Source organism: Nitrospirota bacterium, assembly GCA_016219645.1.
GTDB lineage: Bacteria > Nitrospirota > Nitrospiria > Nitrospirales > Nitrospiraceae > Palsa-1315.
This window is the reverse complement of sequence record JACRLR010000021.1, coordinates 90063-113063: the sequence shown is the minus strand read 5'-3', so window position 1 is coordinate 113063 and position 23001 is coordinate 90063. Positions and strand designations below refer to the sequence as shown.

Annotated in this window: 21 protein-coding genes and 1 tRNA gene; 14 read left to right on the top strand and 8 right to left on the bottom strand. The window is 55.8% G+C overall.

The window, feature by feature from the left end:
• Positions 1 to 180: 180 nt before the first annotated feature.
• The 6 genes from HZB34_10810 to der form a co-directional block, all read right to left on the bottom strand.
• On the bottom strand, positions 181 to 546 hold the full coding sequence (locus HZB34_10810; GenBank protein ID MBI5316451.1) for a cupredoxin domain-containing protein: 366 nt from the start codon (positions 544 to 546) through the stop codon (positions 181 to 183).
• Positions 547 to 578: 32 nt separating this feature from the next.
• The gene (locus HZB34_10805; protein ID MBI5316450.1) at positions 579 to 884 is read right to left on the bottom strand and encodes a zf-HC2 domain-containing protein; all 306 of its coding nucleotides are present in this window, start codon (positions 882 to 884) and stop codon (positions 579 to 581) included.
• The gene (locus HZB34_10800; protein MBI5316449.1) at positions 881 to 1501 is read right to left on the bottom strand and encodes an RNA polymerase sigma factor; all 621 of its coding nucleotides are present in this window, start codon (positions 1499 to 1501) and stop codon (positions 881 to 883) included. Before HZB34_10800 ends, HZB34_10805 begins: the two co-directional genes overlap by 4 nt.
• 105 nt (positions 1502 to 1606) lie before the next feature.
• Complete coding sequence (locus HZB34_10795) at positions 1607 to 2443, bottom strand: hypothetical protein (GenBank protein MBI5316448.1); 837 nt, start codon at positions 2441 to 2443, stop codon at positions 1607 to 1609.
• A gap of 145 nt (positions 2444 to 2588) precedes the next feature.
• Positions 2589 to 3053, bottom strand: a complete 465-nt coding sequence (locus HZB34_10790; GenBank protein MBI5316447.1) for a hypothetical protein — start codon at positions 3051 to 3053, stop codon at positions 2589 to 2591.
• Between the two features lie 162 nt (positions 3054 to 3215).
• The gene (gene der / locus HZB34_10785) at positions 3216 to 4571 is read right to left on the bottom strand and encodes a ribosome biogenesis GTPase Der (protein ID MBI5316446.1); all 1356 of its coding nucleotides are present in this window, start codon (positions 4569 to 4571) and stop codon (positions 3216 to 3218) included.
• Between the two features lie 33 nt (positions 4572 to 4604).
• On the opposite strand from der, the gene HZB34_10780 reads away from it, so the two are divergent.
• The 4 genes from HZB34_10780 (at position 4605) to holA (ending at position 9825) form a co-directional block, all read left to right on the top strand.
• Positions 4605 to 5381: an HAD hydrolase-like protein gene (locus tag HZB34_10780; protein ID MBI5316445.1), complete on the top strand. Its 777-nt coding sequence runs from the start codon at positions 4605 to 4607 to the stop codon at positions 5379 to 5381.
• A 201-nt stretch (positions 5382 to 5582) separates the two neighbouring features.
• Positions 5583 to 8018 (top strand): leucine--tRNA ligase, encoded by a 2436-nt coding sequence (locus tag HZB34_10775; GenBank protein MBI5316444.1) that lies wholly within the window; start codon positions 5583 to 5585, stop codon positions 8016 to 8018.
• A gap of 24 nt (positions 8019 to 8042) precedes the next feature.
• Entirely contained in the window at positions 8043 to 8696 is a 654-nt protein-coding gene (locus tag HZB34_10770; protein MBI5316443.1) for a hypothetical protein, read from the top strand.
• A 13-nt stretch (positions 8697 to 8709) separates the two neighbouring features.
• Positions 8710 to 9825, top strand: a complete 1116-nt coding sequence (gene holA, locus HZB34_10765) for a DNA polymerase III subunit delta (protein MBI5316442.1) — start codon at positions 8710 to 8712, stop codon at positions 9823 to 9825.
• Here the strand turns inward: holA and rpsT are convergent.
• The gene (rpsT, locus tag HZB34_10760; protein MBI5316441.1) at positions 9797 to 10075 is read right to left on the bottom strand and encodes a 30S ribosomal protein S20; all 279 of its coding nucleotides are present in this window, start codon (positions 10073 to 10075) and stop codon (positions 9797 to 9799) included. The two genes, holA and rpsT, sit on opposite strands and share 29 nt — an antisense overlap.
• Before the next feature lie 85 nt (positions 10076 to 10160).
• Here rpsT and pyrF point away from each other — a divergent pair, with 85 nt between their 5' ends.
• Both pyrF and HZB34_10750 read left to right on the top strand, forming a co-directional pair.
• Positions 10161 to 10874, top strand: coding sequence for an orotidine-5'-phosphate decarboxylase (gene pyrF / locus HZB34_10755; GenBank protein MBI5316440.1), 714 nt, complete (start codon positions 10161 to 10163; stop codon positions 10872 to 10874).
• A gap of 138 nt (positions 10875 to 11012) precedes the next feature.
• Positions 11013 to 11089, top strand: a tRNA-His gene (locus HZB34_10750).
• A 259-nt stretch (positions 11090 to 11348) separates the two neighbouring features.
• On the opposite strand, the gene HZB34_10745 is transcribed toward HZB34_10750, so the two are convergent.
• Positions 11349 to 12893: a hypothetical protein gene (locus tag HZB34_10745; GenBank protein ID MBI5316439.1), complete on the bottom strand. Its 1545-nt coding sequence runs from the start codon at positions 12891 to 12893 to the stop codon at positions 11349 to 11351.
• Between the two features lie 508 nt (positions 12894 to 13401).
• Here HZB34_10745 and HZB34_10740 point away from each other — a divergent pair.
• The 8 genes from HZB34_10740 to HZB34_10705 all read left to right on the top strand — a co-directional run bounded on the left by HZB34_10740 (position 13402) and on the right by HZB34_10705 (position 22886).
• Complete coding sequence (locus HZB34_10740) at positions 13402 to 17217, top strand: hypothetical protein (protein ID MBI5316438.1); 3816 nt, start codon at positions 13402 to 13404, stop codon at positions 17215 to 17217.
• 206 nt (positions 17218 to 17423) lie between these two features.
• Positions 17424 to 18908, top strand: a complete 1485-nt coding sequence (locus HZB34_10735; protein ID MBI5316437.1) for an amidohydrolase family protein — start codon at positions 17424 to 17426, stop codon at positions 18906 to 18908.
• Between the two features lie 57 nt (positions 18909 to 18965).
• On the top strand, positions 18966 to 19337 hold the full coding sequence (locus HZB34_10730; protein MBI5316436.1) for a four helix bundle protein: 372 nt from the start codon (positions 18966 to 18968) through the stop codon (positions 19335 to 19337).
• Between the two features lie 75 nt (positions 19338 to 19412).
• Positions 19413 to 20096 (top strand): TIGR00266 family protein, encoded by a 684-nt coding sequence (locus tag HZB34_10725; GenBank protein MBI5316435.1) that lies wholly within the window; start codon positions 19413 to 19415, stop codon positions 20094 to 20096.
• Positions 20097 to 20222: 126 nt separating this feature from the next.
• On the top strand, positions 20223 to 21356 hold the full coding sequence (locus HZB34_10720) for a M48 family metallopeptidase (protein MBI5316434.1): 1134 nt from the start codon (positions 20223 to 20225) through the stop codon (positions 21354 to 21356).
• A 14-nt stretch (positions 21357 to 21370) separates the two neighbouring features.
• On the top strand, positions 21371 to 21853 hold the full coding sequence (locus HZB34_10715; GenBank protein MBI5316433.1) for a metallophosphoesterase family protein: 483 nt from the start codon (positions 21371 to 21373) through the stop codon (positions 21851 to 21853).
• Between the two features lie 128 nt (positions 21854 to 21981).
• Positions 21982 to 22416 carry a DUF2384 domain-containing protein gene (locus HZB34_10710; protein MBI5316432.1) on the top strand — a complete coding sequence of 145 codons (435 nt, stop codon included), beginning with the start codon at positions 21982 to 21984 and terminating at the stop codon, positions 22414 to 22416.
• An 8-nt stretch (positions 22417 to 22424) separates the two neighbouring features.
• Positions 22425 to 22886, top strand: a complete 462-nt coding sequence (locus HZB34_10705; GenBank protein MBI5316431.1) for an RES domain-containing protein — start codon at positions 22425 to 22427, stop codon at positions 22884 to 22886.
• The last annotated feature ends 115 nt before the right edge of the window (positions 22887 to 23001 follow it).

Below are 23001 nucleotides of genomic sequence, written 5' to 3'. Positions count from 1 at the left end.
ACGAGAAGAACGCGATACTGTATCACGCTGCTTTGAATACCTGGAAGAGGCCATGGGTGCGCCCGTTCCCATGCATCGCACTCGACACCCGTGAAGCGTGAATCGTGAGGCGTATCTCGCGAGCTAGGAAATCTTCCGCCTACGAACGACGAGGTACGATGAAGGCGACCCCTCTCTTTCTCATTCAACTACGATTGTGGCCTGCATGTTATGACCCGGCATGTCGCACAGGTAGGAGAGAGTTCCAATACGTGCCGGCGTAAACTGAAATTCAATCAGGCCATCAGGCGGGATGATCACTTTCTTGAGCCCTTCCGGGCCGAACTCTGGGGCTCCGTTACCGCTCAGGGTGAGGTCGTCACTGAGGAAGAGCTCCTTGGCTACTACGGTATGGAGTTCTGTGTCGTAGTTGCGGAACCGGAGCAGGGTCTTGCGACTATGATGTAAGTGGATCTGTTGTGGGATGAACACCCGCGAGCGGATCTCCACGGTGACCGATTCCATCTCGGCCTCGGCTGAAAGCGCAGTGATTGGAATGGCCAGCATCCAAACCAGACATATGAGCCCGAACGCTCCTTTCACCGTGCATTAGCCGCGGTGAGGATCGCGCGACGCATCTTCATCCGGTCAACTGACGTCAACTCCGGGGCTGACCGATGTCGACAGAGTGTGACGGTCTGCTGGAGGGACGCGATAAAAACTTCGCAATTCGGACAGGCCCCCAGATGCCGGCGTATCTCCCCGCAAATGTCGGATGGAAGTTCGTCGTCGATATAGGCAGACAACTGCCGGAGAAGATCCACGCACCGGCCTTCGCTATGCGTATGATGGTGAGATAAGGACCTGGAACGTTTCTTTGGCGTCACCGTCTTTTTCTTGTTCATGAGCGCAAGCCTCCCGATCTCTGATTACCGTGCTCGGTAATGCCGCGGGCGCTAAGCTCTCGCCGCACAAACAAGCGTGCTCGATGCAGTCTCGACTTTACGGCGCGCTCATTCACGCCCATGATGGTCCCCACTTCCTTGGCGCTCAATCCTTCCATGTCGCGGAGCACCAGAGCCATGCGATATTTTTTCGGCAGTTTGTCGATCGCCTGGTCGAGGGCCTCCCGGAGTTCCTTGTTCTGGAGTGCTTCTTCGGGACTGAGCCCGCTCATTGGAATCTGGAGACGAAACTCTCCCTCTGAAGTAGGCACGAACTCTTCAAGCGACAGCTCATGCTCCGGCTCTCCTTTACGCTTGCGCCGCATCCGAATGCAGGCCCGCGAGGCGATGGTGTAGAGCCAGGTGGAGACCTTCGCCTCGCCTCGAAAATCTTTCAGCCCCTGATAGGCATTGAGAAAGGTCTCTTGAACGAGATCCTTTGCCGACTCTGTCTCGCCGCACAGGCGGTGTGCGTACCGATAAATCAGATCAACATGGTCTCGATACAGGCTATCAAATCCTTCGAGCCCTTGCCTGACTGGATGTTGGGGAGGCTTTTTTGAAGCAGCTGCGCACATGGCTGGGACGAAGTCTAGGGAGCGAAATGATCCCTGTCAAGCAACCGTCGTGGCTGTATCGCCGTTGGTCTTCCTGCCAAAATCGTGCTGTTGATTGGTTATCGGTTAGTGGGTCAGTGAGGCACCGCGATTGGGGGTCGCGGTCTCAGGGGATCGAACCGTGACTGTCACCTGCTCGCGGTCAATGTGCACCGTCAAGGGCTGTCCCACCTTCACATGAGGAACCCCGATCTTCGAATTAAGCATGACGAGGCCGATAGGTGTGCGGACAAAGACGAAGTTGGATTTGAGCTTGGACACGGTTCCCGAGAGGAGGAGAGATACGTCGGCGCTGGCCTCTGGAGCCTGACTGACTTGAAGATCAAATTGTAGGTCGTGCACTCCGCTGATCGTATTGGTTTCATCGACTTCTATGGTCAGCGGATCTCCCTCGCGATAATCAGCAAGGCGTTCCTCTTGCGTGCCGACATGGACAGTCTGGTCACCGTCAGGCCCCCACCAACGTAACGTTTTCGAGACATCAGCCCCGGACGGCATCGGCCCACTGAGATAGCGGTGGACCAACGATCCGTCGGCCCTCTTTCTGATCTCAACGATGCAATGGCGGTCGTGCAGCCAAAAACGTACTTCTTGCGAGGCTTTGAGATCCTTCAGAGTTGTCTTGGAAGTGAGCGTTAATAATCCTATCGGGGTCTTGAGAAAGACGATACCTGCCTTGGTCCGCCACACAGATCCTTGTAATTTTATAAAGGGATCGACCGGGGCCTGGGCAGTCGCAGCAGGAGACTGAGCAAGAGATTCAATTGCTTGGGGTGAAGCCGTTTCGGCTGGCCCAACTGGTTCCTCGGCATAGATGGGACCGCAGAGAGTGGCGACGGCCACCCCGGCGCAGAGGGCCTCGATGGCACGTCGCTGAAGCCTGCTGGGAAAGGAATCGCGCATCCCCGGACCTCGTTTGTCGTGGCAATCCGCAGGGCGAAGAGTCCCTCTATATCTGAAATCCGTCACCAGATTGAGCGAATACCATGATGTCTCAGAGGGAGTCAAGGTGAAAACCGGTCACGGCAGTGGTTCAGAAGGCGTTGCCCTATGAAAGTGCGTGACTGACTGAAGCGAGTATGTCGGCCGATAATTGGGAATGCCGTGGGTTCTGAGCTGTGCAAGGCATTGATGACAGAGGGGTGAGGGTCAGGATGACCCGAATCTCTCGATTGGTTGCATTGGGCACACCAAATCCCGTGAGCAAGAGCGCTGGTGTGACCATATGGCATATGCGGCGCATTTCGAACTGTGCCCAGTCCTGTGCCTCGACCCGGTGTCGAAGTTGTACCAGGACATCCCCGCAGAATTCCGTGAGGATAGATGGCATAGATTCTGGCGCCATCTGCGGCCAGAGCTCGTGGGACGTACCGAACAACGCCATGAGCGCACGAGCTGATCCATTCATGTGCAGGATACGAGCGGACGAAGAAAATACGATCATGCCTGAGTCAGGGGAAGGAAGCAGGAGTCGCGGAGAGTTACCTTGGTTTTGCAGAGCTGATCGCGGCATAGAGATCCTTTCGGAAAAATGTTCTTCGGGTTGTGCAAGAGTTGCACCCAAACCTGAGATGCAAAAAGGATAACTACCCTGCGAATACCGACCATAACGTGGCACTCAGAGGCCGTTGGCGCACAATTAGGGTCGAAGAGCGGCGGAAATTGGACCACGCCCTTATTTCTTTCGAACCAGTATGCGAATCGGGGTGCCCTCGAATCCATACTCCTCGCGGAGTTGATTCTCGAGAAAGCGCAGGTAGGCGGGTGTGATATTGTCCGGGTGCCCGACAAACAACGCAAAGACCGGCGGTTGTGTCGTAACCTGGGTCATGAAGGCTGATTTGGTGATCTTCGTCGGCTTGCCTTTTCGCACCGGCAGCGGGTGGGTGGTGAGAATGTCCTGGAGAAACTTGTTCAAGGCTCCGGTCGGGATCCGTTTTGAGAAAGCTGCGACTACCCTGTCAATGGTAGGAAAGAGCTGGTCAAGCGAGTCGGGATGAGCTGCCGAGGCGAAGAGGACCGGGGCCCAGGTCAAAAAAGGAAATCGACGACGAAGTTCCAGCTCGACCTCCTGCCGGGCCTGGTTATCGCCTTCCCGAAGGTCCCATTTATTGACCAGGAGGATGCAGGCCCTTCCCTGCTTAATGATGATCCCGGCGATTTTGGTATCCTGCTCAGTCACGCCTTCCGTAGCATCGAGCAACAAGATCCCGAGGTCGGACCGACCGATCGCCAGGTGCGATCGGACCACACTATAGCCTTCGATCCCTCTGTCGATCTTTCCACGCCGACGAATTCCAGCCGTATCGGTGAAGACATACCGCCGTCCCCGATGGAGTGCGATGGAGTCAATCGAATCCCGAGTCGTTCCCGGCACATCGCTGACTACGACTCGATCTTCCCCGAGTACGGCATTGACCAGGGTGGATTTGCCGACATTCGGGCGCCCCACGACAGCTATGCGAGGCATGGCCGTCTGTTCAGGGTTCTCATCTGGGGCCGGGAGGAACGGGTAGATCGCATCCAGCAGTTCGGAGACACCGATACCATGCTCCGCAGAGATGGGATAGAGCGTCTCTGTGCCCAATTGATAGAAGTCCGCCACAAGCATTTCAACCTTGGGCTGGTCGATCTTGTTAACCACGACAAATAACGGCTTCGGTGTCCCGCGCAAGAGACGGACCACTTCCTGGTCCGGAGTCGTCAACCCAGTGCGACCATCCATGAGCAGGATCAGAATGTCCGCTTCCGCTATAGCAAGCTCGGATTGACGCTTGATGAGAACCAACATGCCTTCAGAGGCAGACGGGTCCAGGCCCCCTGTATCAACCAGGCGGAACGGCCGATTCCGATAGGTGGCATCGGCATAGTTACGATCCCGCGTGACACCAGGGACATCGTCCACGATAGCCGTTCGCTTGCCGAGAATACGATTGAAGAGGGTCGACTTGCCGACGTTGGGGCGGCCGATAATGGCCACAATCGGAATGCGTAAGGGGTAAGGGGTAAGGGGTAAGGGGTTGGAAGTCATGGTGAAACCGGAGAAACGAAGAACTGAAAACTCGTGTTGGACCGTAACACAGGAGTTTCGACAAAGACAACGGCTCTCGTGTTCGTCCCTGGCATTCGCTATACTCTGCTCGTGACCCCTTACCCCTTACCCCTTACCCCTCACGTCGTCGACTGGAGCCAGATCGACGATGTCCTGCTCGACATGGACGGGACTCTGCTCGACCGGCATTTCGACAACTTTTTTTTCGAAGAGGAGCTGCCCCGTCGTTATGCCGCACTTCATGATCTACAGCTTGAGGAATCTCGCGACACACTACTGGAAATGTACCGCTCAGTCGAAGGCGAGTTAGCCTGGACTGATCTGCATTATTGGACCAGGCGTGTGGGGATCGATGTCGTCGCCTTGCATCGGGAATTGGATCACATGATCGGATTTCTTTCGGGTGCGGAAGAATTTCTGCAACACCTACACCAGCTGGGAAAGAGGGTGACGATCGTGACGAATGCCCATGAATCGGGCGTAGCCATCAAAGTCGCCAAGACCGGGCTGGACCGGCATGTCGATCGAATTGTGAACGCGTTTGAAGTCGGGTATCTGAAAATGCGTCCGGAGTACTGGCCCAGTTGCCAGCGGTTACTGGGATTCGACGTGGCAAGATCCTTCTTCATGGACGATGATGAGCATTGCCTGACTGCAGCAAAAGAATTTGGCGTCGCCCATCTCATTCATAGTGCCAAGTCGAGTTCTCAACTGCCCCCCACCCCGCTCACCCAGTTCGTCTCGGTCACAGATTTTTCACCGCTATTCAGCAGACGGCCCGTGGTCTAGCAGGATGCTGAAGAATCCCGTTATTTGGTTTGTCTCGTTTGTTTGGTTAAACAAGACCAACTACATGAACAAAACGAACCAAATGAACCGGATAAACCGGGCCTGTGCCGTGTGAGCCCGACCCCTCCTCGATTCTTGTTGCTCCCGTAGGTCTATGTTAGAGTCCTCCCTCTTTTCTATGGATCGGCAGCCGGTTGCTGTATGAGCAAAACCTACAATCACCAAGCCCTCGAAGAGAAATGGCAGGCCTATTGGGAGCAGCACCGGACTTTCCGTGTGGCGGAAGACCAGACCAAGCCAAAATTCTACTGCCTTGATATGTTCCCCTATCCCTCAGGGTCGGGACTCCATGTGGGTCATTTGGAAGGCTATACTGCGACAGACATCGTGTCCCGCTACAAGCGGATGAAGGGATTCAACGTGCTGCACCCGATGGGGTGGGACGCGTTCGGACTGCCAGCAGAGCAATACGCCGTAAAGACCGGGGTCCATCCTGCCATCACGACAGCCCAGAACATCGAGACGTTCAAACGCCAGATGAAACGTATCGGCCTTTCTTACGACTGGGAGCGTGAGATCAGCACCATCGATCCCGATTATTATCGCTGGACTCAGTGGATCTTCTTGAAATTGTTCGAACGGGGGCTGGCCTACGTGGCGGAAGTGCCGGTGAATTGGTGTCCGGCACTGGGGACGGTGCTCGCAAATGAAGAAATCATCGATGGCAAGAGTGAAGTCGGTGGGTTCGATGTGGTCCGCAAGCCAATGCGTCAATGGGTATTGAAAATCACGGCCTATGCCGACCGACTCCTCGAAGATTTGAAGCTGGTCGAATGGCCTGCCAGCACGCTGGAAATGCAGAAAAATTGGATCGGCCGATCAATCGGGGCAGAAGTCGAGTTCGATTTGGCTGGCGCCACCGGAACAGTTCGGGTCTATACGACAAGGCCCGATACCCTATTCGGTGCAACCTATATGGTGTTGGCACCAGAACATCCGTTAGTGAAGGTCGTCACGACTGCCGAATGTCTCACCCTGGTCACCGCCTACTGCGAGGCGGCGTCCAGAAAAAGCGATCTCCAACGGCAGGAACTCGAAAAGGAAAAGACCGGGGTCTTCACCGGCGGGTATGCGGTGAATCCGGTGAACAATGAGCCGCTACCCATTTGGATTGCCGACTATGTATTAATGGGCTATGGGACCGGGGCCATCATGGCTGTACCAGCGCACGACGAGCGCGACTGGGCCTTTGCAAAAACCTATGATCTGCCGATCCGTGAAGTCATCGCCGGCGGTCAGGTAGAACAGGCGGCCTTTGTCGCAACCGACAAGGGGACTGTCGTCAACTCCACAACGCCGGATGGAAGCTTTACCATCGATGGACTGGCGCCGAGTGACGCGATCCCGAAAATTACGTCCTGGTTAGAGTCACGTGGGAAGGGCCGCAAGGCAGTAAACTACAGGTTACGGGATTGGCTCTTTGCCCGTCAGCGGTATTGGGGCGAACCCTTTCCGATTGTGTGGGTAGATGGCCAAGCCCTTCCGCTTCCGGAAGAGCAGCTGCCGGTGCTATTACCCGAAACCAGCAATTTCAAACCGTCCGGAAGCGGCGAAAGTCCGCTTGCAAATCTCACCGACTGGCTGACGACCACTGACCCGGTCAGCGGGGTGCCGGCACGTCGCGAAACCAACACCATGCCTCAGTGGGCCGGCTCCTGCTGGTACTACCTCCGATTTATCGATCCGAGGAATCAAGGTTCGTTGATCGATCCGACCAAAGAACGCTATTGGATGCCGGTGGATCTCTACATCGGCGGGAGCGAACATGCAGTGTTGCATTTGCTCTATGCGCGGTTTTGGCACAAGATTTTGTTCGACATCGGGGTGGTCAGTACACCGGAGCCGTTCAAGAAATTGGTGCATCAGGGGATCGTGCTGGGAGAAGACAACCAGAAGATGTCGAAATCACGCGGCAACGTAGTCAATCCAGACGAGATGATGGATCACTTTGGAGCCGACGCGGTGCGGCTCTATGAAATGTTCATGGGCCCGCTGGAAGCCGTGAAGCCCTGGAGTACGAGGGGCGTAGAAGGAGTGACACGGTTTCTCGAACGGGCCTGGCGGCTCATGGTGAATGAAGAGGGGCATGTCTCAAGTAGTGTGGTGGAGACAGTTCCTACCCTCGAACAGCAACGGTTGCTCCATCAGACGATCAAAAAGGTGACGGAGGATATAGAAGCGTTGCGGTTCAATACCGCCATCTCCCAGATGATGGTATTTACCAATGAGATGACGAAGGCCGAGCAGCGTTCCCGTGGCTTGCTCGAACCATTCGTCTTGATCCTGGCGCCTTTCGCCCCCCACCTGGCGGAAGAATTATGGGAAGTGCTCGGTCACCAACCAAGCGTTTCTCAGCAACCTTGGCCGATCTTCGATCCAACCCTGACGGTAAGTGATCGGTTGACCATTCCGATCCAGGTGAATGGAAAGTTGCGGGCCAAACTCGACGTGGAGACCGATGCGACGAGGGAGCAGGTCGAAGGGCTGGCTCTCGGGCAGATTGCGGAGTGGCTGCAGGGCAAAGAACCGAAAAAGATTATCTATGTCGAAAAAAAACTGATGAACTTCGTCGTTTAGGCGACGACGCGAGAAGAGCGCGAAATGCGAGACGTGGACAAACAACGTGCCCCGCGGGATCTGATTCTTGCTTGTCGAGCAAGTCTCGCTAGTCTCGCATGTCTCGCGCTCTTGGTCGGCTGCGGCTACCAATTCCGTGTAGAGGGAGCGGGACCCACAATCGGAAGCACAACGGCGGTATCATCTTCCACGTCACCGCCACCCCGGCTGATAGTTCAGACCTTGGAAAACAAGAGTTTTGAGCCAAACCTGGAAACCCGCTACACGAACTACCTGCGGCATGAATTTTCTTCCGGCAGTGGGGCTCAGATTGTTGCGGATAGTGAGGCGGCTGATCTCGTACTCTCCGGGCAAATTCTCTCAGTGATCATGCCGACGCTCAGCTTCAGCCGGACCACTACGCTCGAAAGCCGAACAGAGGTCGTGGTGGTGGTCAAGGTGGAGGAGACGAGGACAAAACGTGTCGTGTGGACACAAACGGCGAAGGGCGCCTCGGAGTTCTTCGTGACAACCGACCTAAATTTCAACCGAGCCTTACAGAACCGGGCGTTGGAACAGGCCGGCCGTTTTATCGCCGAGGACTTGGCGTCCCGTTTTCTGCTCCTGTTGGAATCGGGACAGCTGACGAAGCCTGCCCTGCACCCAGCGTCGGACAACGAGGACGCCACCGCCAAGTAAACTGGATATTCCTATGGGTTCTGCCATTTCTCATGCCCAACTCAACGCACAGCTTGCGCAAGGAACGGTGGTGCCGTTGTATGCGGTGGTCGGTGAAGAAGATTTGCTGCGCGACATGGCTCTGGGTGCGCTGAAGACCGCGCTATTAGGGGAAGGCGAGAGTGATTTCAACTGCGATCTGTTCTATGGGGATGACTCGAGCGGGACAGAAATTGTCACCTGTGCCTCGGAAGTCGCGGTGTTCTCGGCTCGGCGAGTGGTAGTGGTACGGGCAGCAGATAAACTCCCAGCCCGGGAGTGTGAGGCGCTCCTTCCCTATTTGAAGGAGCCGAATGATACCACTGCCATGATTTTCGCTGCACCGAAACTCGATGGACGGCTCAAGTTCACGCAAGCCCTCACACGGACTGCGGTGATGGTTGACTGCTCACCCCTCAGAGAGGCGCAGTGGCTTCCTTGGCTGAAACAGGAGGCTGAAAGGGTCGGGATCAGACTTCATGAGGACGCGATCGAGCTACTGAAAGAAGCCTGTGGCGGCTCACTCTACTCCGTTCGTCGCGAACTGGAAAAGCTGGCTGCGTATGTCTCCCCAGGCCAGGCTGTCACCGCGGTCGATGTCGCCGCCCTTCGGGGAACGGAGCCCGGCGCGTCGGTATTTGATCTGACGTTGGCCATCGGGGAAAGCAATCGTGGGCGGGTGTTGGCGATTCTGGCTAGGAATCTTGAAGCAGGGGAGGCTCCACTGAGAATCCTTGGCTCACTCGCCTGGCAATATCGGAGACTGTGGAAGGCCAAGGAAGTCCTCCAGCAAGGAGGTCGTGAGGGGGAAGTTGCGAGGACCCTGCGCATGGATCCTTCCAAGGTGCGCGCCTTTCTCGAACAGTTCCCTGACCTTCATTTACATGAGGCACTTCGGTTATTTCTGGATGCCGACGCCAAGCTGAAGGGTGGAAGTGCTGGGCGCCCTGTACGAATTCTTGAGGACCTATTGTTGCACTTATGCGATCGTATGAGGCCGAACGCACCCCCACCCTCGTCGAGACGTGGCTCTGATGCACCGCAACCGGTGAGGGCAAGAACGATCTCGAATGTGCGTACGATTACGAAGGGGAGGACGACAAGGAATTGACGTGGAGCGTAAGACGGGCAATCCGGCGCGATGCTGTGTTCGGCTTTATCACACCTTTCGTCACAGCCTTGCCGAGGGCCGACGTGGCTTGGCGCAGAGATACCTTCGCATCCTCGACTTTCTTTTCGGCCACCGCCGCTTGGACTTTCTTGACGAGGCTCTTGAGGGCACCCAGCGTTGCCCGGTTCCGGGCCTGCCGCTTCACGGACTGGCGAGCTCGACGAATCGTCGATTTGTGTACAACCGGCATAGTAGACTCCTCTAGGAAAGAACGCACTTGTACCACACGGTTCTCCGACGCGTCAAGGTGAACCATTCCTCAAAAGGACAAACCTGTGTCAACCATCATAGCCCGTGACCGTTTAATCTTGGCCCTCGACGTTCCCTCACGCGACGAAGCGGACCGGCTTCTCAATCGCGTGCAGGATCAGATCGTGTTTGTGAAGGTCGGTCTCGAACTCTACACAGCCGCCGGACCGGAGATGGTGCAACGCCTGATCGCACAAGGTAAGCGGGTGTTCCTGGATCTCAAATTTTTAGACATTGAGGAAACAGTTCGTCGAGCCACAGCTCGGGTTGCGGCGATGGGAGTGGAATTCTTGACGGTTCATGCAAACCGGAAAGCGCTGGCTGCAGCCGTCCAAGGCCGTGGAGACTCTCGGCTGAAACTATTGGCGGTGACGGTACTGACCAACTTTGACAGCCAGGATCTCCGTGAGATGGGAATTCAACGGACTGTCCAGGACTTGGTTACCGCGCGCGCCCTGTTGGCGTCCGAGATGGGCTGTGACGGGGTTGTGGCCTCGGGCGAAGAGCCGGCGATCCTCCGCCCCAAAGTCGGTCCACGATTTCTGATCGTCACGCCCGGTGTCCGTCCGATCGGCAAGGATGTCGACGACCACGCGCGAGCCACCACGCCGACCCAGGCAATATCAGCGGGAGCTGACTACCTGGTGGTGGGGCGACCTATCAGGGATGCCTCGGATCCTGCTGCCGCCGCCGCCGCAATCCTCTCAGAGATGCAGGTGGCTTTTGATGCGCGGGGGTGATGAAAGTCAGTGGCAACTGGTCAACAGTCAATTATGCGCCAATGACAAATGACCCTTGATCAATGACTGCTCCCGGATGCGGTTGCGGCGGCGATTCCTCCTTTGTTATGATCGCTCCTCTTCAGTCACTCCTGCATGGTGGGTGTAGCTCAGTTGGTTAGAGCGCCGGATTGTGGATCCGGAGGTCGCGGGTTCGAAACCCGTCATCCACCCCATACAACCGGTTACTGATCCCCATAATTGTTACTGTGGTTTGTTAACGCCACACGGTGTTGCGACCGCCCACGCTACATCGCTCAGGAGCGTTTCTGGTCCTGCCAAGACCCGCTTCACTGGGAACGGTACGTTGCGACGTTTCGCGTCGAATCCTTTAATAATGTGGATTGTAGACTTCTGCCTTTGAAGAAAGTATGGACGATCCAATTGTGAGATTCTGCGACCAAGACGGCGATTGTCGACGCTATTGACCGGAGATTACTCAGGGCGCACGGGCGGATGGAGCGGAGCAGATGGATCTATCGTATTCGGAAGGGGGCGGGAAGTTCCATTCGGGCGTTCGAGTTTTTCAAGAACCTCTTGTTTGAGCCTCGTGGGTTCTTCAACATGGCTCTCGCGCTGAAGAACGTTGAGGTCTTTTCCCTTCCGGGCATTCAGTTCGACGACATCCGTATCATCCCGGACGATTTGAGGCGTCAAGAAAACGAGGAGATTGAATTTGTTTGTCTGACGGCTCTGGGATCGAAACAGCCAGCCCAACAAGGGAATGTCTCCAAAAAAGGGAATCTTATTTTCAACTAACACAATGTTGTCCCGCACGAGCCCGCCAATCACAAGAGTCTGCATGTCCTTTGCGATGGTAGTGGTTTCCATGGACCGCTTCGTGGTGGTGGGACCTACCGGTACAGAAGATGTGCCGACCCCGATAGTTTGGGGTCCGGGCTGAACGGCTGTGAGCTCTTGCTTAATCTCGAGCCGGACCAGGTCATCTTCCAGCACTTGCGGAGTGATTTCCAGTGTGACGCCGACATCTTTCCGCTCGATCGTGACAAGGGTGCCGCCCGTGATTCCTTGGGCCTGCCCGGTTGGGAATGGAACATTCTCGCCAACGACAATCTTGGCTTTCTGATTATCTGCCGCAAGAACTTGCGGGGTCGAGAGAATGTTTGTATCAGTGAGACTCATCAGCAGGTGCATAAACGCGCGTATGTTGATGGTATTCAGGACGGACACTCCGCCACTCGCACCCCCGGCTATTCCAAGTATGGTCTGGGCGACGGAGGCCAAATCTTCCGGTGCGCGATTTAATCCCCCGATTGCCCGAGTGGAGCCGCTCTGCCCGGCTGCAAGAACCTGAAGCGGATCGGTCCCGATTTCTCTCAGCCGGTCCACTTGGACTTCCAGGATGACGGCTTCGACAAAGACCTGTTTGCGTTTGGTATCCAGATCTCGAATCACGGACTGCAACCTGGTATAGGCGCTTTTGGTCGAACTGATGATGATCGCGTTCGTGGCCTTGTCCGCAAAGACCTGGACGGGGGCTTCGAATTCGCTCAAGGGTCTGAACAATGGTCGTGCGCCCGGTGCCGTTTGTGCCACGGTCTGAGATCGAGCGACGAGATTGGTCAGGATGGCGGCAAGGTCCGTCGCGTTGGCGTTTTTGAGCTTGTACACGAACGTCCCGCGTTCCGGAGGAAGGTCCCCCATCGCCACGATCTGATAGACACTCCCTTTCGGAACGACAGCCAGACGGCTGACTTCGAGCGCTGCCACGAACATGCTGTACGCTTGGTCGGGCGTGACTTTGGTAGGGGAATACACGCTGATTTTTCCCCCGGCCTTTTTCACAACCTCGTCTAAGACAAAGTTCTTGCCGGTCAACTCGCTAATAAATCGAACAAAAACCGATAGTTCGACATCGTTGAAATCAAGAGAGACCCGCCCTGATGAGCTCCCTCCAGACTGAGCCCGCAGGGGGAAGGGCAGCAGAAACCCACTCACCACAACCAGCAGACAGATCATGAAGATCCGGCTGCTCCGCCTCAAGTTTCTGAAAAGTGAAAGGTCCATACTTCTTAGAGCAATGTTTATTGAGAAACCGATCCCTCCACAACGTCGAGCATGAACAAGGGACTCGTGGACGGTACCACAAGGCCTGTATCGACACAACAAGCCTTCCGTACTGGTTGCAAGAGGGCCCGGATGCTTCTCGCACCGGCACTCTTCCCGTACCGTTGCTCAGAAGCTCCGACAAATCGTCCCACGGGAACTTTCTTTCGGCAGCAATTTCTTGGATCGCATGTCCATTTTTGACAGATAACCAAGAAGCCGAGGAGGCGCCTAGTTCCTAACACATGAATAATGAAGGACATTCAAATTGATTTCCAAAACTACTATGGCACCGGGATTGCACTTGCCCATCCAGTTTGCCCCCCCCTCACGACCGTGAGAAACACAACAGATGGCAATCTTGTGAGAAATGGGATGGGGAAACACTTCGCATCCTTCGATGATCTGCTAAGGTTGTAACGTGCGGACCGATAAGAAACCCCTCCAAAAATCTGATAAAAAGCCTCTATCCCGGGTACACAATCGGGGTGTTGTCGGTTACAGCAAGAAAAGCGCGCTCCTCGAAGAAGCCATCACCCACATGAATACCGGCAAGTACGGCCGGTCGTCTGCGGCGCTAAAACAGCTGCTCGCACTTGATCCTCATAACACAGAAGCTCGACGACTCTTTGCCACATTGCATCTACGACTAGGCAGTCTTGTCCCAGCTCGACAAGAGTTTGAGTCTCTTGCCAAAGAAGCAATCGAACGGCAGGACTTCTGGTTAGCTGAATCCTTGTTGCGTGAATACTTGGCTGCCGGACCTCGATGCATTCCGTTCCTTGAGCTATTGGCCCATGTGCATGAGGGAAAAGGGGACGCCGTTGCTGCAGTGACGGAATTGGGCAAGGCAATTGAGATTCTCCTAGAGGATCCGGACTCAGAAAACCCCGGGAAGCCTTCCCAGCTCTATACAAAAGTGAGAGAACTGGCACCAGCCAGCTCTGTTGCCTGCCAGTTTGCTTCTCTCTTCGACATACAAACAGGCGAACTTCTTGTTCCCCGTCCGCTGACTTCTGTCACAGTGAAATCCTTGGAGGTAGATGTTTCGCAGCCCAAGGACACCTCACCCACCGCTGAAGAACCCAGAGCCGTCGATGTGATGCCGTGGGAACAGCTGGATGGGGTTCCTCTGAGCCATGAGATCCTGCCATCCATTCCGTCGAATTCCGTTATCGAATCACTGCCGGATGCTCCGGACACTCTCATAGCCACAGCGCCAACCGGTTTGGCTCCCCAGGAAACGGTTGTCTCGCCATCCGAATCTTCTGGGCCAATCCAGGAGGCCAATGGCTCTAATCAGGATACGGTTACATCGACTTTATCCGAACCACCTCCTCCATCGAATGGAGATCGGCATAGTGGGATGGGAGAGACGATCATCGAACCTTCGATCTTGGTGGACGAGGGCCTTCCCCCTAGCACCCTAGAGAAGCATGCAGTGGAAGATGGGAGCGGGAATGTCGTTTCCGCCAATTCATCGGGGCTATCTTCTCCTATGCCCTGGGAGCAGATTGAGAACTCCACCATCAAGATTGAGGAGGGAGCAGCCCTTACCCCTCAGCCTGAATCTGTCTCAGATCAGTTGGCGGATCGAGCACCGGCCCCAGACCTGACGGAGCCGAGCGAATCGATCTTTGCCGCAGAGCCGTCAACCACACCCGCAGAGCTTCCTGAACCCGAATCCCTGACTCCACCCGTTATCCCTCAACCCGAATCTGTCTCAGATCAGTTGTCGGATCGAGCACCGGCCCCAGATCTGACGGAGCCGAGCGAATCGATCTTTGCCGCAGAGCCGTCAACCACACCCGCAGAGCTTCCTGAACCCGAATCCCTGACTCCACCCGCCTCTGACTCTTCGTCCAGTGCACCACCTTCATGGTACACCGCCTTCGATGCCACAGAGCCATTCTCCGCAGGAACTTTGTCGTCGAGTTCGCCTGCCACACCATCCAAGCCGGATGCAAAACTACCGGATACGAGAGAAACGGAATCAACCTCTGAACCGCCCGTTTCGCTCAGCGATTCCGAGTCATTGCCATCGACTCATCCTTCGACTGTAAGTGAAGCAAGTGAACCGCTTGATAGAACAGAGGCAAGCCCGGAAGAACCCTCACGGGCAAAGGAGCCGCCGGTTGTTTTGAGCGAGACCTCGAGCTCCTTCATGGTGGACCTTCCAGCGTCGCCTCAGTCAGCGTCCGTCGAACCAGCTCGTGTATCTGAACCGGTTTCCACAGAGAACCAAGAAATACCCGATAGAGACTTCCGCAAGGCTGCGGTCCCGCCGCTCTCTCCAGCACCAAGTGATTCGCCATCGGCTTCCACTGCCTCAACGGATACATTGACCCAATGGAGCACTGGGGAAGTTGCGGTTCAGCTCCATCGTCTGTCCGAGAAGAAACGAAACTGGGACAAGGAGACTGGAGAGGAGGCCCCGGTCGTTCAGCCGGCTCCCTTACATCTGGTTGAAGAATCCTCTGAACCGGTCGCTGAGCTGTTGCGAAGTGGTGGATGGGCGTTGGCTCCTTCAGAGGCTGTAACCCCTGCCGTTGAAGCAGCGGCCCCCATTGTGGAAAAGGTTATTCCTCAAGAAGATACGCGACCTGATTGGGTTCGGGCGAGTGAATCGATCACCTTTGTGGATCCTCTTCCATCACCTTCCACAGCGTGGCAGGATTCGAGTAGCGAATCCTCTCACGTGACAGGAGGGACTGATCTCTCAGTCGCTGCATCGGCCGTTGATGTGCTATTTAATTCAACTGGAGAGAATAGCCGGATACTCGCGGATAATCATGTCGCATCGCCAAGGCCGCGCCCGAGGCGTGCCGGGCGGGTGGCTCGGATCCGAATCGGTATTTCGTCATTTATCGGAACCTGTTTTTCGACGACGCGATCAATCGTCTTGCTGTGCGTGGGGTTGACGCTCTCCTCTGCTCTACTGGTGGCAATTGGCATCGGAGCGATTGGATTGGCTTGGATCGTGATGGAGACTCCCCCCTCGTCGGTCTATCACGACCTGACACTGAGTCCTCCACAGGCGAGCACTGATTCAAGAAAAAACGGATACTTCTTGCTCCTAGGCTTTGAGGCTCCTGCGGAACAGAATCCTCTCCAAGCGGGTTACGAACGCAAGGCTGAAAGGAACGATCTCCAAGCGGCGAACGCCTGTATGCGGGGTGATGAGGGTAAAGGGACGGCAACCACCGGAGCCTCGCCCAACATAGTCCGTGGCTGGTTCACCACTGCCGACCCAGCGGCACAGCTAGCGCTGCAGACTACAGCAATACGATCAGCGGCAGCTCAAGAATCGCTTGCCCTTAGGCGCTATCGACAATGGCTTTCGATGCCGTTTGAAGATATCGGATATGGGCAGATCTTGAGCCCGAACTGTGCCCTTATACTGCTGGCCCATCGGCTCTATCTCGCAGAGGGATTTGCGCAGGACACCAACACCGGTCTCGAACGACTTGAAACCGATATGAGATCTTGGCGCGTCGTGCTGGAACAGTCGAAGACTCTGATGATAAAAATGCTCGCAGCGACAGCAGTCGAAGACAATATTGCCATCGCATCCGGACTCTTGATCCGGCAGAATCTCGATGGGGAAGCCATCGGTCGTCTCGACAAGATCGTCCGTCCCCTCGATCCGGTTGAGTTGTCGCTCCGCTGGCCGATGCAGAGCCATCTCGCGTGGGCGACGAAGGCCGTGACGACAAGGTTGAAGCACGACAAGACCGACGAGCGCCCCCTACACGTTGCGCTTGCCGCGGCGATGCCCCTTCCCATACAGCGGCGATCCAATGCCTATGCGGACTACTACGAGGCGGCGAGCAAGTCGGTAGCTGAAGGGCGTTACACCAACCTGCCGAAACCGTCCAGCTTTATTCGGACTCCCGCTGTCAGCACGTTGGACTACTTGGCAAACCCGATCGAACACATCATCGGAATTGAACCGCTCCCCTCATGGGATCCCTATGTCGGGCGTATGGTGGAGATCGACGCACGGCTCCGTTTGGCAAGCCTGCAAGTCTGGATCAGACGAGGGGCGCAAGAGGAAAGCGTGCTTACGCGTCTCGCAAAGGCAGGACAGGCCTACTATGATCCCTTTACCGGTCTTCCCATGCTGCTCGATCAGGAGAGGGGCGTGATGTATAGTATCGGACAAGACGGCAAGGATCAGGAAGGCGACTCCCTGCACGATGTCGTCGCAACAATTCCCAAGTTCAATCGATCGTAAACGAGAGCGCTGCTCCCTGTTCCCGCCCCGGTCCAAATAATCCACTACACCCTTTCGAAGCCGGAGATTTCTGATTTCCCCCTCGTCATGGATTGATTTCTACGTCAAAGAGCCGGATGGGATGGGCTATCTGGTTAGGAGATGCTTGACACTGACGGTAGTATTTCACAGAATCGCGCACAGGCCAGTGCAGAGGATAATCCGCCATGGCGCCTCTCCAACATCCCGCTTGGAAAAGCCTCGTAGTACAACAAGGCAAAACCCTTCGTTCTGCGGTACCGACTCAGAGCGTCTCAAACGGGGAGTTTGCGCCCTTTGGCCAGACCGCAGACCAAGCTCGCGTTGAACAGATCGCAGCAGCGATAATTGAACAATCCGCCGCACGACAGGGCCTTACCCGCAGAGACTTTCTCAAAACGACGAGCGGAGTGGCCGGTGCGTTGCTGGCGATGAATTCGGTCTTCGGACGGTTCTTCGACATAGGAGAAATCGAGTTATTCGAGTCTGCCGCCTTTGCAGAACAACAGGGAGACCCCTACTTCATCTTTGACGTACAGACCCATTATGTGGGATCTCATTACGACCCCACGGAGGCGGAGAGCCATCGCAGAGGAGGAGTGTCCAAACAGGCATTGCTATCTCTGCGCCGCAGGATCCGCGAAGCGGGACTTAACCCCAAGCTGGCAGGCGATACAGGTACACTTGACGACCTCTCCTGGCGCAACTTTGTGAAAGAAGTCTTTCTCGACAGTGAGACAAATATCGGACTGATCAGTACGCCACCAGGACCCTATCCGCAAGAGGCCGTTGTACCGCCGCAGGAGATGGCGCATATTCGCGATGAGGTGAATCGTGTTGCCGGTTCCCAGCGCATGTTGGCCCATGGACTCGTCACACCACAGCTTGGCACAGCAGATCTCGACTTCATGGCCCTACAGGCGGAAACTCTCAAGGTCGAGGCCTGGAAGTGCTATACCGGATCCTGTCCAAAGGGATTCGATCGGGGCTGGTGGATGGATGATGAGCGGATTGCCTATCCCATGTTGGAGCAGGCACGCAAGCTCAACGTAAAGAGGGTCTGTGTCCACAAGGGATTGCCGCTTGGCCCCGTGCCGGACTACAACCACCCAAGGGATTTGATCAAAGCCGCGAAGGATTTCCCCGACATCGACTTTTTAGTCTATCACTCGGGGCTCAAGAGCACGGCAAATATGAACGAGGGCGCGCTAAGGACGGGCGAGATTCCCTGGACGACCGAGTTTTGCCGCATGAAACAGCAAGAGCCGGGAATCAGCAATATCTATATGGAACTCGGCTCGACCTTCGGCCAGCTTGTGACAACTCAGCCGTCAGCCTGCGCGCATCTGCTGGGGCAGATTATTCAAACATTCGGTGCCGATCATGTGCTATGGGGAACTGACTCGATTTGGTACGGGACGCCGCAATGGCAAATTGAGGCATTCAGACGATTTCAGATTCCCGACCAACTGCTCGACAGGCATCGCTATCAACCTCTCACACGACGGGTGAAGGAGCAGATCTTTGGACTCAACGCGGCCAGAATTTTTGGAATCGATGTGAAGGCAAAACGGCATGAAGTGCCCAAGGATGCGCTAGGCCAAATCAGGATGAGTTACCTCGATGAAGGACCGGAACCGAGTCACCGAGTGTATGGATGGGTAGCGGGGTAGATGCCGTGAGGCGTTAGGCGTAAGGTGTGAGGCGATATCTCAGAAAGCGGCCAAGACATGGACAAGCCGCATAAAAAACTAGACCTGTGGAATACAGCTCTGGAACTGGCGGTCGACCTTTATCGTGCTACAGAAGGCTTTCCCAAGGACGAACGCTATAGTCTCACCGACCAAATCCGAAGGGCTGCTTTGAGTGTTCCGAGCAATGTTGCCGAGGGAGCAGGTCGTCAAACCCGAAAAGAGTTCATCAACTACCTACACATGGCGCAAGGGTCGCTGAGCGAATTAGATACTCAACTCGAACTTGCAAAAAGGCTTGGGTACGTTGAGCACGACAATTGGCTGATCTTTGATCAGCAAGTTGAGCGAATTGACAAGATGCTTAGCGGGCTCATTCGTCATCAGAAGGCTAACAGCGGTAAGCACTAATGGCGGACATTGGTCGGGAGTATTTTGCGCCTTACGCCTGACGCCTAACCCCTTACGAATCGGGAGGATCGATGCATGAAGTCTGAAATTCTATATCCAGGGGCATTTCCCATGGTGCGGGTGGAATTGGCAGCGGGTGAGAACATCAAAGCTGAGTCGGGCGCGATGGTAGCCTGTTCCCCGACCATCGACATTGAAAGCAAGATGGAAGGTGGTTTTCTTGGAGCCCTGTCTCGAAAGTTCCTGACAGGAGAAAAATTCTTTTTCCAGACCCTACGCGCCAGCCGCGGCCCTGGTGAAGCCTTGCTGGCGCCGACCGTGCCGGGGGAAATTGCCATCTTGGAACTCGATGGTGTGAACGAGTACATGGTGCAAAAAGACGGATTCCTCGCCGGCGCCGACGGGATCGTCATCGAAAGCCAAATGCAGAGCATGAGCCGTGGATTGCTGGGCGGCGAGGGCTTCTTCATTCTGAAAATCAGCGGGAAGGGGATGCTCGTTCTGAACAGCTTCGGGGCCATTCACAAAATCGAACTGAAGCCCAACCAGGAATACATTGTCGACAACAGCCACCTGGTGGCCTGGTCCACGACGACCTCCTACAATATCGAAAAGGCCACCTCCGGTTGGGTGGCCAGCTTCACCTCGGGCGAGGGGTTTGTCTGCCGGTTCCGAGGGCCAGGACTCGTCTATATTCAAAGCCGGAATCCGGGAAGTTTTGGGGCGTGGATACGGCAATTCATCCCAGTAAGTGAGTAGTGAGTAGAAAGTGGGAAGTAGAGGAATCGAGGGGGAAACGGAATATGGGGTGTAAGGGGATAGAGGAATGAGTGACAAGACAAGCACCGCGTTACCCCGCTGTCCCCTTACCCCGGTTCCCCCGCTATGAGTCCCAACGCCCTCTGTTTCGGCGACGAGTTTCCCGCTGCCGGCGTGCCATGTCTTGTTCAAATCGAGGGACATGGACTCACCGTCACTTTTGAGCCTGATACTGCCGACGGCCATCAGGAGCCCGTTCTTTTTTCAAGCCTCACTGTCTCGGCAGGGGGCCTGGACCACGACCAACTTGTCGTGAAGTGGGCCGGGCAGAAAGGGGAGCGGACGCTCTATTTAAAGAACCCTGATGTGATTCGCGCATTCCGCCAAGCGGCGCCTGATCATTTGAGTCACTCCTTTGCGCAGGCTGCGGAGCAGGTGCGTCAGGTGCGTCACCGGCGCCGGCTCGTCTGGAGCATAGTTGGCGGGGCAATCCTGTCTTCGGTGCTGGGACTTTGGTTCGGGGCCGATATTTTGGTCGATATCGCCGTGAGCCGGATTCCCGTGGAGTGGGAACAAAAACTTGGCGAATCAGCCTATCGAGATTTTCTCAGCCATCAGGAGGTCGTCAAAGAGGGGCCGGGGGTTGCGGCAGTTGAGGAAATGACCCATCGCCTGACCGAGCAGATTCTGAACAATCCCTACAAGTTTCAAGTGACTGTGGTAAGGAGCGACATCATCAATGCATTCGCTTTACCTGGCGGGTTTGTGGTGGTCTTCACCGGGCTCATGAAAAAGGCGGAGAGCGGTGAAGAAGTGGCGGGTGTGCTGAGCCATGAGTTGAACCACGTGCTGCAGCGGCATGGGCTCGAACGGACCGTCAAAAATCTTGGGCTGTTGACAGTGGTGGCCATTGTGTTCGGCAATCAACAGGGACTCGTCGGAATGATGAAGCAGCTCGGACTTGAACTACTCACGCTCAAGTTCGGCCGGGAGCAGGAGACCGAAGCCGATCTAACGGGATTGCAGCTACTCCAGCGGGCGAAGATCGATCCCTCCGGCATGATCCGGTTTTTCGAACGCCTCTCGGAAAAAGACGAAGGACGGATGGAATGGCTCTCGACACATCCGATGAGCGCCGCCAGGGCCGAACGATTGAAAGCGGAGCTTGCTGCCCTGCCGAAAACATCACCGGCGCCTTTTACGTTTGACTGGAAACAGATACAGGCCTCCCTCGGATCCCAGCCAGTCGCCGCTCCATGAACCGGCGGAAAACCATTCGGATCGGGGTGATCGCCGATACCCATGGATTATTCGACCTGGCAGTTCAACGACATTTCAAAGGCGTCGATCACATTCTCCACGCCGGAGATATCGGTGATCGGTCCGTAATCGAACAGCTGGAGCAGATCGCACCCGTCACCGCTGTTTTTGGCAATGTCGATGACGACCAGTGCGGGCTGCCGTCCGAGGCCGTGATCAAACTGGCTGGTCGCCGGATCGCCATCCGTCACATTCTGTACGAAAGCGGGAAGCTCACGAAGGACGGGCGAGCGTTTCTTCAGTGTGAACAACCGGACATTTGCGTGTTCGGCCATACCCACCAAGCAAAAACAGGCTGGCACGGGTCGACTTTCCTGTTCAACCCTGGTTCTGCGGGGCCGAAGCGATTCAAACTGCCTCGGGGGCTTGGCATCCTCACGATTGAGGACGGTCGTATCAAGCCCGCCCTGATCATACTGGGCGATCGCGTGGAGTGAAACCAGGCGTCCATTTATACCGCCTCCCGGTGCCGAAAGAAAAGGGGATGCCGATTCTGTATTGCCTTGATTCAAGATGCCATGTGGCAGTACCATAAGTGCAATTTGGCTGACATTGGAGGGATGGCATGCTGCGTACAGCGGACATCGTCGAGGCGCTCGGAGGCCGAAAGGTTTTGAGGCGGCATATCTCGAACTTGAATGAGCTGCGGCAAACCGTGGACGCAGGATTGCCCTATGCGTCGCTCGAAGCGGTGATGGTGAAATTCGGGCTCGCCCGTGGGGAGGCGGCATCTGCCCTGCATTTGCCGCAGCGGACCTTCGCGCGCCGCAAAAAAGAACGCAAGCTTCGTGCCGGCGAATCGGATCGACTGCTCCGGCTTGCCCGTCTTGGCGCGCAGGCTGCGTATGTTTTGGGAAGCGAGGAGAAAGCCGCCAGATGGCTGCGAAGGCCCAACCGTGCCTTGGGCAACGAGGTTCCCTTGGAGCTTCTCGAAAGCGATATCGGGGCCAGGCAGGTCGAGGAAGTCTTGGGGCGAATTGAGTACGGTGTGTATAGTTAGTCCCGGCCATGCGCGTCTGGCGAATCATTCCCAAGCTTCATCTGTCGCAAGCGTTTGATGGCGAGGGGGCTCGACAGTTTGGAGGGCGCTGGAACCGTATCGGTACGCGGGTTGTCTATACTTCTGCGACGTTGTCTCTTGCCGCCCTCGAATTCTTTGTGAACCTGGACCGGGATACGGAGCCCGATCAACTCGTTGCCATCTCCGCCGACATCCCGGATGATTTGCGCATTGGACACATTGAAGTCTCGGACCTTCCGAAGAACTGGCGCAGCTATCCTGTGCCGGAAGAGTTGCAGGATTTTGGAACGGCTTGGGTGGCAAGTGCTTCCACGGCGATGCTGGTCGTCCCATCAGCCGTGATTCCCGATGAGCGCAATTACCTTTTGAACCCCGCCCATCCCGATTTCAAGCGGCTTCGCCTCAACAGGCCCGAGGCATTCCACTTCGATCCACGTATGTGGAAATGAAAGCCGAGCTTCCAATCTCCCTCGCTCTTCCAGGGGTCTAGAAAAGACTCCCTCGTGATGTTTCCGGGTGTTCAGGCTGAAGGTCGACGGCCGAAGGCTAAAAGCCTTCAGCCTA